We start from the raw sequence: 11,890 nt of genomic DNA, 5'->3' as shown, positions 1-11,890 counted from the left end.
TCTGTCCGTCGTTTGCTCTCCGCCTAGGTTTGAGCCCGGGTGTGGGCTTTCGTTTGGCTTCAGGCTTTGGCTTGGAAGCCTGACCGGGCTCTGGGTTCGCCTGGGTTTTCGTTTTCGGCTTGATGCTTGGCTTTTGTGCCTGTGTTGGACGCACGAGTTTGCCAGGCTTCTTTAACGGCCTGCGCTTGGGGGCATTTGGTTTTGAACGGGGACGCTTCATTGGAACCTCATGGCAGCATTGCACTGGCGTGCATCAAGACCCGCGCCGGGGGTTGCAGTGTGATCCGAGCCTGCGCAGATGCCGACCTACCCCAGGTTTCCAGGAACCCGTCTTGTTTGGATCGCAACTCCGTTGCACCGACGCCGCGCGCGATGGAAACATGAGTGTCTTGCCCTTGGCCACTTGGGTCATCCAATGCATGGCCCCAATGCAGGTTTGACCAATAGTCGGGTGGACCCGGCTGTTCGCGGTCGGGAACATCAAGGCCGAATTGCAGACCTTCGGGTGGCTGCTCGAAGACAAAGAACCACCCCGGATCGGGGCCCATCATCTCAAGTGTCCCGCGTGCCTCCCTCAGACCTATATCAAACGCAAAGAAAGCCGTGGATTTTGTCAGCCAACCACCAAAAAGCGGATCTTTGGTATTGGGTGGAATGCCCAATTCGGCGGGATCGAAACGGAAGTTCCGATCATCCCACATCGCCTGAGTTGCATAGATCCGCAGATTTGGGAAACGCGCCAGAACCTCACCTTTGATCAACAAGACAAGGGTGTTGTCCAAACCAGCTCCGATCTGATTGGATCCCAAAGGGCTTATGCCCCATTCCGAGATCGGCTCGATATCCGCCTCGCCACCGGGCGTGTCCCAAAATCTGCGAAAATAGGTGGCCGATAACAGGGCAGGGTATTCACGCCACAGAAACTCGCGCGTCATTTCTGAATTGGCGCCCACAAGCCAGCTTTCGACGAAGCGTGCGTTGACCTGCGCCAAGCCGACGGAATTCAGCGGCACATCAGACACGCCCGGCATGACAGCATCTGGGCTGATTTCACGTAGGAGAGTATAGCCAGGCATGTCAAATTCGGGTGCGATGAGGTGTTTAGATGGGATTGCATTCGGGACGAGTAGCCCGTCAGGTACGTTCAGCTTGGCCTTCAGGCGCGCGGACAGAACCGGCACGGGATCAAAGCCCATTGTTGCGCTTCTAGCCGCGCTTGTAATCGTCTGGCCTGATGCAACGACGCGCTGGGCCAGCGATGCACGGCTGCTGGTTATCTTAACGAGTTGCCGCGCGGGTATTTGTCTGGTGTTGCGCAAGGCGGACGCGGAACGCCATTTCAAAGTTCTCAGGCGCGGGGAGGGTCGTGTTTCCGGCACGTCACGTAAGCCTTTCGACGTAGACGGTGCCGGAAATTGCCTTAACTGGTCCTGATCGCTCATCTGTGCGGGAACCGTGAATTCAGCAAATGATAAAGCGGTCACAGGGTCTTGCGCGAACTGTTCCAGAACCGCGGGCTGGACAGGGGCCGCTCCAGACAAACGTTTACCAATTGGTCCTGACTTGCGTGTCAGACGTGCGATTGCACTGCCGAACAATGCATCTGGAGAAGGCGAAAGCCTCAGGGCCATATCCAGCGATTGGCCTGGCACATCTGTTGGAATGCGGGTGCGGGCGGGCGCGGCAAGGCTCAGCTGATCGGCGGCAGTCAGTTTATCGATCTTGCCGGTCTTCAGCGCTTTGCCGGTTTCAGCAGACAGACGGGTTTGACGAAAAACACGATTGACCTCGCGCAGGCCCTCTGCTTGGCGCCAAGCTTCGGTCATCAACTCTTCCTGATGGCGACGAACGGCCTCGGCACCCAACCCGGCTGCCGCGCGCTCCGCCGGGGAATAGTTTAGTTGCGCGTCCCAGGTGACGTCCTGTGCGGGCGCGTCGAAGGGCGGTTCTGGGGCGGTCGTGGCGCCCGTCTTGTAGGATCCCCAGATGGGTGGCGCGACCACGGGATCATCGCGCAACGCATTATAGCCCGTGCCACCGCTGCGCGCGGGACGATGTGTGCGCAGGATCTCGGACATGCGCTTTTGGTATTCAGCCCTGTGATTTCGATCCCAGGGAGCGATGTCTGCTGATGTGCCAACCAGCGCCCCCTGGAACGTCACCTGGTCTTCGCCGCCCTGTGGCAGGCGGGGATCGCCGGGTGCAGACAGATCCAGCGGCACGGACCCTGCCGATAGTTCAACGGGTGCCAGTTTTCGCACCAGATCTTCGAAATCACCGCGCGCCGTGGTTCGAAACGTCCAGTGATCGTAAACCGGCAGGTCGATCCGTGTTGTCGCGGGCCCCCAAGCATCCGCATGCGGTGTCGATCCGAGACCAAGCCCAAGCCCTTTTTGAACACCACCCAGCGTAGCCGGAACAAGGCAGGCTATATAATCGGTGAAGGGCTTCAGGCGGCGGGGGCAGACAAGTCGCGACCGAAAGAGCTCGGGCGTATCACTGAATGCCTTTCGTGCATTATCGGTGTCCAGATCAGCCTCGCATTGGATATGCGCCCAGGCCCAACTTTCGCTCAGATCGGGCAATTCTTGGGTAATCTCGATAGGTTCTCGGATTTCGAGGATTGGAAGATTTTTCCCCGCAACGCTTTCCCGCAACACCACGCCGGTTTGCGCTTCAACAACGGCCAAAACCACCCAAGGCCGCAAATGGCCGTCAATATCTACGGGGTCAGGCGAAAACAGCCATGGCAGATCTGGCAGGGCAAATTCGATTGACGCGAACAGGTTTGGTTCCATATCGCGGCTGCCCGGATCGGGGACGCGTCGCAAAATCTGGGTTTTGGCAATGCCGGTGACGGCCTCTGGTCCCATAACCTTCAGGCTGGACTGAATATCGGCGCTGTTTGGTCCCGCCTTTAGCGTTGCCGAGGCAGTGATCTGACCCGTCTCATCGCGGTGTTGGCCGATGCCGCGCTGCATATGTGACAAAAAGAACAGCCTGCCGCTTTGGGTCATGTCAGGGCTCCATCAGGTCCAGCTCGTAGGCCGGAAGAATAATGCGGGATTGACCGGATGCGCGGGCGGCACGCTGCGCCTCTGCTGCTTTGGACCAGCTTTTCGTAAGCTGCGGTGCGGAAGAGGGTGCGGCCGGATCGGCGACCGCCATCGCAAACGTGCTTACGCCAAAGTGGGGGGAGGGGGTGGCACCCTTCGGCCTAAGGCTCAGCGATAGATCAGGATTCACAAACCGGCCCAGATGCGGGAGCACGCCGCCGCGGCGTCCTCTGTCTGCGCCTGAACGGCCGGATGCGCGCTGCGCAAGCATCTTTTCGATGTCCGGATCGACACGCTTGGATTCATAAACAAGATCATAAGGATCGGGTTCTGCAAATCTGGGCGCAGCTTCGCCAAGGGCCACGCCCGCGTCCAATTCCTCAAAGGACGGGGCACTGACCAGCTCGTCTTCGACCAGGTCAAAGAATTTGCCGGGCGAGAACCACTCCACCATCGGATCCGTGACAGCAGTTGCGCCGCCGAGACGAGCGTTAGTCAGTTCCAGGTAATTGTTATCCTCGTCCACTTGCGCATCGCCGAATTTCTCCAACGTCAGACCAATGGGCGCGATCCCTTGCGACAAAGAGACCTTGCCTGCGGGATGTACGCTCAGCTCTCCCTCTGGCACATCTGTCTGGACAGCTGATGACAGCGCGGCGTCGGCCAATACGCTGTTCCAGGCGCCACTTTGTTGCAGAGCAGATCGCACTTCTTCGAATACGTTCGCAATGGCATGCGGACCGTTTGATGCCGCGCGCCCGACAGTCAGTTCGACGTTGAATTTCTTCTTCGCCCCAAGCGCCCTGAATTCTGCATATCCGCTAACAAACCACGGACTTGGCCCTTTCAAAGTGCCGCGCAATCGGACCGTCAGCAACTCCATTGATCCGGCGCTCACGGTGATCTGGAAGCCCAAAGACGCCGTCAAGCCAAACGGTCGCATGAGGATCAGCGTGTCAAACTCAAACCGCCCTTCGGCGGAAAGCCCGACGGCCTTGGCGAAGAAAAACGCGGCAACTCCGAATTGAAGGCTGTTGGAGCTGACAGAAAAATAGGCCTCTACGCCCACGCGCAATTTGTCTTCATCAAAGATCTTGACGGACATCCGCGCCAGCGTCGGAAAGCCCTCCGGCGGAGTGAAATGCGGGTGATATCCCCCGTGCGAGACTAGGAAACTGGGTTGACTGCTTCCCACATCCGCGCGCACAGCCATGTCACCGGCAAGACTGACGGGCCCAATAATTCCTTCGGTGATCGAACTGTCGATGGCCAACCGCCCTTCGGTCGGCCAAAGGGTACCGGCAGTATCGACCTTGATTGAGATAATGTCGTACCCCGCAAACCCGATTTTCACATGCATCGAGCCTAGGAGAGAGATGGTCGTGGGGCTGGGCATTTGGATCGCAAGGCCCAATTCCAATGTCACAACGGTCGGCGTTCCCCAGCTCATCTGCAGCATCGGCCCAAAGACAAACTGCCCCTGCGCGGGCGGAAAGATTTCGTCCAGTGCCGCCAGGATCATCGGGGCGTTGCCCACAGGATCGTCCGGGAACAGGATCGCATCAAGGGATCCAGACCGGACACCATTGCCTAGCGCCTCGATATCAATACTGCGGTTGATCCCGGTAAGACCGCCCAACCCGGTCAGTTTCAACCCGAAACCAAGCTGTAAACCCGTTTGCAGCTCAAGCGTTAAGGAAAGGTACATCGACCAGCCCTCATCACCGCTGGGCAGGCGCGTAGCAATCAGTGTGATCGCGGTGATTTCCAATCCCAGAAGCTTGAGATTGACGATGCCATCATAGCGTCCTTCATCAGGTTGAATGCGCAAAAAACCGCCGCCAGATACAACCGGAGAGCGCAAGTCCAAACCAACACCAATCGGGGGTTTGAAACCGGGCAGAACGGTCAGCGCACCCGCATCACCCCGCGCCAAGCGATCATTTTGCTGAACTTCCAGCTTAAAGCCGACTTCTTCAATCACGGCAGTGAAGGGGCCAAGGGTCAGTGACCCTGCCGTTGCCGCAGAAATTTCGGCGCCTGACGTGCTGGCCGCAGCTCCGAGGCGGATCCAGAACACCTCCAGCGGTCCGATTTTACGGTTAATTGGAATTTCCACCTCGATGCCCGCGCCACCGGTCAGGCGCAGGCCGTCCTGATTGGTCCAGAGCATCGACAGCTCAAGCGGAATGGCAAATTCGACATTTCCCAGAATGTCGCTCAAAAAGCTGTCGCCATCCCCGGCGGCGATGACGAGCGAAAGCCCGTCAAGCAGCGCCTCGACCGCGAAACTGGGTGTCCCGGCCGAAATGTCGGCACGCGCGGCGGCAGAAAAACGGGCCAATTCAATACGCGTCGCATCCGGGTTGCCGATTAGCGCGAACGGGGTCTGCGGCAGTGCGGACAGGGCAATTTCGACATTCGCATTCGGCTGACCCGCCGGGATCGACAGGCCCGTGGGTTGCAGTTCAAGCCCGATCAGACCGCTTGCGTCCACAGCGGCCGTGGTTGTCACGCTCCAGTCGTCATTCAGCGCAAGGTTGATCGCCGCGTCGCCAAGGGCCTGCAGCGTCAACAGCACACCCGTCGGATCCGAGCCCGATGCCGGGACAGGCATCAAAATTCCGTCAAGTCGCGCGGTGCTGGTACCACCGGCCTTGGCGTGTATCGATGACAAAATGGGTGCGCCGATGGCCGTCGCTCCTGCCGGGGGCGTGCCTGCAAAGCGATCGGCGACAATCGCATCGGGCAGGGCGTAGCGGTTCATCTGCAACCCAGCCGCGCGCAGTAATCTGCGAAGCCGTGCCATCAGCAACGCATGTTCCAGCGGGCCGCCCCAGTTATAGGTCTCTGCGATCTGGCCTGCAGGATCGGTGAACAAATCGCCCAGCTTATCCCAAAGGATCGTGCGGCGCGGCGGGCGGCCATCATCGCGCGGCTTTGACCCGATCACACCGCCGAAATCCATCGCAGCGTGAAGGATGGGAATGTAGGTCTCAAGATAGGTCAGGATCAGGTATTCAGGCAGATCCACTGCCAGATCTTCCCAGAATTTGGCCGTATGCGCCGGGGCCGCCAGCCCTGCAAGACCCGCGTCGCCATCTGTCAAATCGCGCAGTGCATCAATCGCGCCATAGATTGCCTGACCGCTGAGAACGGCCTGTTCGATGACATAGCCAATCTCGGTCTGGCCGTCCTCGTAGTCGGTGATGAGATCTGACAGTTGCGTCAGCGCGACGTGCACCGCCGACAAGGGCGCAAGTGCGTCGAGATCGAACTGATCATCCAGGGTCCAATCCAGATCGCGCAGCAGTACCATCGCCCGGTCCCGATTGGTCACCGCAAGCGTTAGAGGCGCGAAAAGGCGTTGGAGCGTGTAGGCGATCATAGGTCTAAAATCTCTCGACCCAAGGCCTGAACAGTGACCAAGACGCTAAATTCTTGGAGCCCGTGTTCGGCAATGTCCGCATCATCCGCCCCCCGAGCGCGTAATGCGGCTTCCTGAGCCTCTCGAAAGGCCGCTTTTGCCGGGTTCATCCAACCGTCCTGCAATCCCAAGGCATCAAACACGCGCTGTGCGCCGTTTTCGGCCATCAGTTCCATGGCATCGACGGTTTGGCCCTTGGGAAGGGCCATTTTCACAAACTTGCGCATGATCGATCGCCCGCGGAAATTGCTCGGAACCTGAAGAAATCTTTTCAGGTCTTCCAGCGTTTCCATGTTCTCGAGCACCGTTTCCATGTCGTTAGCCTGATCTCCAGAAACGTACCGCCAAAGTTCGTTGAGTGTGTCATCGCCAGACCGTTCAACCAATTCTTGGTAATCGTCTAGTTTTGTGATGCGAAACGTTTTCCCGGTGGCATCCACCGCTTGGTCGAGCTGGTCGCCGACAGCCATGATGAAGGGTGTCATGGATGCTGGAAACTCGTCCAGGGTCACGAATACTTCGTCCCCGGCCAGTCGCCACATCTCCTCCAGGCCGTGTTGTCCGGCTTTGCGGAACTGGTCGAAATCAATGATGGACAGGTACTCTCCATTGAACGCGTTAGGGGCACCATCTGGAACAAAATCGGCCCCCAACCGCCATGGTTCTTCGTTGTTAGCCAGTCGCGCCATGTCCTTGATGAATTGGAACATGTTGTCTTGATAAGCCCCTTTCCCCACCTCCCGGGCCAGATCCGAGAGGGATTTGTACTGTACGATCCGGTATCCGTCCTCGAGGAACTCGATAAGGTCGGGACCCAGAAGATCGTCGTCAAACCGTACCTGAAGTTTGAAAGCAACTATACCGGCATCGTTTGCGACCCGATATGCACTGCCGAAAAACTCGAACACAGCGCCATTTTGATGCCCTGAACGCGTGACGCCTGCTTGCATCAGTTCGTTCAGAATGGGACGCAGCTCTTGCACGTCATCTATAGAATCCAATGTGCGTTCGGCTTTATGGCAGGCGTCTTCGGCCAGCTCCATCAGATGAGCCATGACGGTGATGACCTCCTCTACCGACCGATGCTTGTCGCCGACGATCTTGGCCAGTTCCGCGTCAAGCGCCAGGTCCAGATCCGCGTCGCCGGTGCGCGCGAGAAACGCATCCAGTCGCTCCGCATAGCGCAAGACAAAGGCTGCGTGTTCCGGCTCTAGATCTGCTGCAAGCGCGGTGGCGCGTCCTGGACCGCGCAACGCGGTCACAAGATCGGCGGGCGAAATCTTCGTCGCGCCCTCAAAGGTCAAATGTGCCAGCCTCGGCCATCTTGCTCGCATCTGACTCGAACCTGCTTGCACCGTGCGACCCAGCGTTTTTCCGATCATTTTCGGTCCGCCGAACGTCTCGAGCACACGGCGCAAGCGGCCCTTTGTGAACTTCCGGCTGCGCAGAAACGCCTCGACCGATTTGTCGGCTAATTTGGTGTTTTCGGCCCAGAAATTATAGGCCAGACGAAGTTCAAGGAATTTAAACTCTCCCGCCTCATCCAGCAGGTCATCCAATTTCAGAAACCCTGCGCCAATCCCGTTGCCCAAGGTTTCGGCAAGGCGCAAGACCATCGCGCTCATGCCTTCGATGTTCTTCAGTTCTTCCAGCAGGTCCGCCTGTTGGCGTGGCGACAGATCCCGAAAGGCCGAGGTGCGCTGCGCGATCGCCTCCAGCGCGGCGACTTCTTCTGCGTTGTTGCCAACAACCCGCATGGGAGGCATGGCATCGCCAAGACTTTGAACAGGTGGCAATCCGCCGCTCATATCTTCAGAAAAGAAATACCACGTCGTGCCGCCCGCAGTCGCGCCAGCGCCCAAGACCCCTGCCTTTGCCATGCCACTGGATACGAATGGGCACAGGGCCACCCCACCCATAAAAACAATTTCAGCGGTTGAAACCGGGCGTCCCCATTTGTCTTCGTGGTAATAGCAGGCATAAAAGAAATCGAAGACATCGACCGCGTCGCCGATCGGTGTGAAGCCAAGCACCACATCGACCGTGAGCGTGATCCAGAACCATGTCGGATCCTGGATCGTCACCTTGCCCTCGATGATCTGTAATGCGCCGGTATCGACGTCGTTCGCCAACGCCGGGTTGGCAAGGCGCCAGCGTTCAACCTCATGCGAGTTGATCAGATACGCACCATAGGTATCCAGCCGCGTTGTTCCGACCCAGTCGGCGATGTCAATAACCGGGAACAGATCGCCAACCTGGAATTCATCAGCCACACCGATGGGCCGGGCCGTGAATGCCCCGTCTATCTGCGTGTCGTCCCACGGTGGGAGCAAGTTCTGATCGCTGTCTGCCATTCTCCAATAGAAATTTGCGGCATACTCGGTACTGTCGTCAGGCAATCTGGACAGATAGGGCAGGTCATAGGCCCTGATCGGCAGCACATCGCCTGCAGGAGGCAGATCCAGCGGATCGTCAAAGCGGATCAGTTCAGGCACGATGCTGACGCGGGTGGTGATGTGGTTATGCACTTCCATGTCCACGTCGCCGCTGAACCACAATCGGAAACTGACAATACAGATCACTGGCAATCGGTCTGCCGTTGTCATCGACAACAGCATGAAAAGGCCCAAATGCATCCATGGAACCGGGGGTGGAGTGTTGGAAGGGTTTTTCGGCCCAGCTTCGATGTAATCGATGTTGAAGCTATAAGCGAAATCGCCTGATTTAGGGTTCTTGGGCTTCAGGATCACCGTGAAAAGCGGTTCAGCGGGTGGGGCCTTGCCTTGGCCGGTCATATCCTGACTGGTCTTTTCGTCCTTGGGGTTGAACCATTCGAATTTCACCCCCCCGTTGCCCAAGGGCGTGTGCACAAGCATCGGGGGGCTTTCGGGATTAAAGCCCATCGCCTGCAGATCTGGATCCAGATCCGCTTCAAAGACAGCGGGACGCATGTCATTGAGATGTGCAAGGGTCTGGGCGTCGTTCAGCGTGATATCTTCAGTCTGAACGTCAGCGTAGTCCTTATCAAAGATTGCTTTCTGGGCGGTGGTCATATCCGCTTTGATTGCAGCGCGTGTCAGGTTCAGAGGGGCGTTGACAGGGCGGGGAATACACTCGGGCATCTGGGTCCAAACGATGTCGAACGCACAAGGTATCGGACCATCTTCGACCGTTTCAATCCGCACAGCGCGGCCAACGGTCAGAGCAATGCCGTGGGTTTCGCCGGGACCAACGATGCCCAGATACTCCCAGCCTACATTGTCCAGAATGTAGGGGGCCTTGCGACCGTTGCCGTTGTCGCCGCGGCTGTTCTGGATCAGCGTTGCAACAATCACGTCGTCGATGCGAAACACCAAAGTTTGCTGGCCGGGACTGCCCACAGAAGTGTTGAACACCTCGACCGACATCGGCTCGGTCGTTTCGGGTGGATCGGTGAACAGTTCAGGGATCGCCGACAAACGAGACGAAGCCAGCAACCGCGGCGGGTTGATCAGACCACAATGCAATAGCAGACAGACAAGGTCGAACCAGCTGACCGAGGCCGCAGCCTCTGCCAGGTTGCGCAGCATGGCATCTTCTGTTGCCGTCAGCTCAGCAAGGTGCTGGTCCAACCCTTTTTCGCTGTATTTCCAATAGGATTTTGCAATCGGGTTTGCGTCAAACTCGGCCACGATGGACATGGAATCGTTGAACTGTCTCCCCAGTAAGGCTGTCCGGGCATCGGTGTTGCTTTGTGACGGTAAAGGCGCAGTTTCTTCCGAGCTGCCGGGCGCATGAGGAAAAATCCGATCTGCAATATCGAAGATCTGCGCGGTGAACGGATCGGTGCCCGCGGGAGGTTTATGCGTTCCAAACCATTCGGTCGGATCCAACAACCAAAAGAGCCCCGCATATTCCGTGCCATGGACTTGGGCGGCCAATGCGGTTTCCATCGCGCCAAGAACGCCCTGACGCCCCGGCATGATCGCGGACAAAGCCGCAGGAAACGTGCCGTCCGTTCCGCTGCCTGCCACAAGTTCCACAGTCCACTTTCCGGAAGCTTCGTCATATCCGGCAACCCAGCCTGCGCCGGATCCGGTGATGTTCAACCCGTGATGTCCACCGCTGTTCGAGGCAAAAGGTGTCATCTCGATCAATACAAGCGGGCCGGTATTTGCCGCCTGGCGCAGACCAACCGTATCATCGGCTGTGGTCTGCGTGGTCCGACTGCCCAAATCGACGCTGATCCATTCGCGCGCGCTGCCGGGCACATTGGTCGGTGTGAAGTGCGCGAAAGTCGGTTGGAAACCGCAAAACGAAAGGCTGCGGATCACATGATCGCAAATAGCCATCACAGTGGCCGTGACGAGCATGCCCTGAGCCCAGCCCGGAGGGGTATCAGGTTCCGAGGGCCAGGGTGCGGGGGACAGAGCGGTCAGGACCGAATTCGCCGGAAACAGCGGATTGAGAATCGGACCGCCATTGCTCATGACGCGATACACTCCTCGCGGACAGTTATCGCGCATGGGCTGCCGTTCCGATAGGCCCTGACCTCAGTGACGTTGCGCCGATCCGGTGGGGCGTCGATGCGCGCAATCACCTCCATCCAGCCCGGGGGCAGCGACAGCCGGTCCAGCCGAGAAGGCAGCGGCGGGTGATGCAGATGCGTATGATATCGGCCCAGAACGACCAACCCTGCCGCTACGGCAAAATCGTGGCCCGATTTCAGGTCAGCCCGTGTCATCGTAAATCCGTCGCCCATTCGACCGCGCCAATGGTTTGCCCGGGGCAATATCACCGACACGTGGCTGGCCTGTCCAATCAACAGCCCGACGCGCTCGACCCTGTTATGCAATCGGCAGTCTGACAAAAGGTCGTCATAAGCATTTTTTGTAAATGAAACCGTGGCGTTCATAATTGTTCTGACTTGTAATCGAAAAAATAAGGCCTATCTTATCGTGCAGACCGTATAAATCAACACTCTTGGCGACCGGGAACCCCAAGTCGCCCTACGTGCGCCGCGTGTTTGCACGGAAGGTGCCAGGTCGTGGACCGCCCGAACCGTTTGCTTTGGCGTCCTGTGCACCCAGATACGTCAGCATGATTAATGCGCCCCCTTTCCATTGGTCTGCCTCGGGTATTCGAAAGATAGCCCAATGCCTGAAGAGTTGCGCTCGGGGCGAAATCGATGTCGTTCTGATTGAAAACCGTTTGGACGCCGGAGCTCACTTGGTTCAATCCGACGGTCCCCGGGGCGGTTTCCCAACCTTGCACTTATCGTCAATATGCCAGTCGATGACGACCTTTGCCGCAGGCACGGTATGTCAGGCGGCACCTGTGATGCGTAGAAGCCGAAGTCTGGCGCGATGCACCGACGGCGCATGAGTCTATCCCACTACATCGACAGCGCCCATTTGAATGAGTGGGC

At 58.0% G+C, this 11,890-nt stretch carries 4 protein-coding genes; all 4 read right to left on the bottom strand.

Annotated features, from left to right (window positions below):
* Window positions 1-227 precede the first annotated feature (227 nt).
* Genes LGQ03_RS14615 through LGQ03_RS14600 form a run of 4 tightly spaced genes read right to left on the bottom strand, consistent with a single transcriptional unit; the run spans window position 228 to window position 11,377 of the window.
* Window positions 228-3,017: a hypothetical protein gene (locus LGQ03_RS14615; protein WP_226748996.1), complete on the bottom strand. Its 2,790-nt coding sequence runs from the start codon at window positions 3,015-3,017 to the stop codon at window positions 228-230.
* Window position 3,018: 1 nt separating this feature from the next.
* Window positions 3,019-6,444 (bottom strand): DUF6603 domain-containing protein, encoded by a 3,426-nt coding sequence (locus LGQ03_RS14610; RefSeq protein WP_226748995.1) that lies wholly within the window; start codon window positions 6,442-6,444, stop codon window positions 3,019-3,021.
* Complete coding sequence (locus tag LGQ03_RS14605; protein WP_226748994.1) at window positions 6,441-10,952, bottom strand: hypothetical protein; 4,512 nt, start codon at window positions 10,950-10,952, stop codon at window positions 6,441-6,443. The genes LGQ03_RS14610 and LGQ03_RS14605 overlap by 4 nt, the downstream gene beginning before the upstream one ends.
* A complete protein-coding gene (locus LGQ03_RS14600; RefSeq protein ID WP_226748993.1) occupies window positions 10,949-11,377 on the bottom strand; it encodes a Mov34/MPN/PAD-1 family protein in 429 nt (142 codons plus the stop codon). The genes LGQ03_RS14605 and LGQ03_RS14600 overlap by 4 nt, the downstream gene beginning before the upstream one ends.
* Window positions 11,378-11,890 lie beyond the last annotated feature (513 nt).

This window comes from Loktanella gaetbuli, assembly GCF_020531945.1.
In the GTDB taxonomy this organism is placed as follows: Bacteria; Pseudomonadota; Alphaproteobacteria; order Rhodobacterales; family Rhodobacteraceae; genus Loktanella; species Loktanella gaetbuli.
The sequence above is the reverse complement of the archived record's forward strand: the minus strand, read 5'-3'. Positions and strand labels throughout refer to the sequence as shown.

Bases quoted from the DNA above. Each gene is read 5' to 3' on its own strand.
- LGQ03_RS14605 (WP_226748994.1), bottom strand. From the start codon at position 10,952: ATGAGCAATGGCGGTCCGATTCTCAATCCGCTGTTTCCGGCGAATTCG.
- LGQ03_RS14600 (WP_226748993.1), bottom strand. From the start codon at position 11,377: ATGAACGCCACGGTTTCATTTACAAAAAATGCTTATGACGACCTTTTG.
- LGQ03_RS14615 (WP_226748996.1), bottom strand. From the start codon at position 3,017: ATGACCCAAAGCGGCAGGCTGTTCTTTTTGTCACATATGCAGCGCGGC.
- LGQ03_RS14610 (WP_226748995.1), bottom strand. From the start codon at position 6,444: ATGATCGCCTACACGCTCCAACGCCTTTTCGCGCCTCTAACGCTTGCG.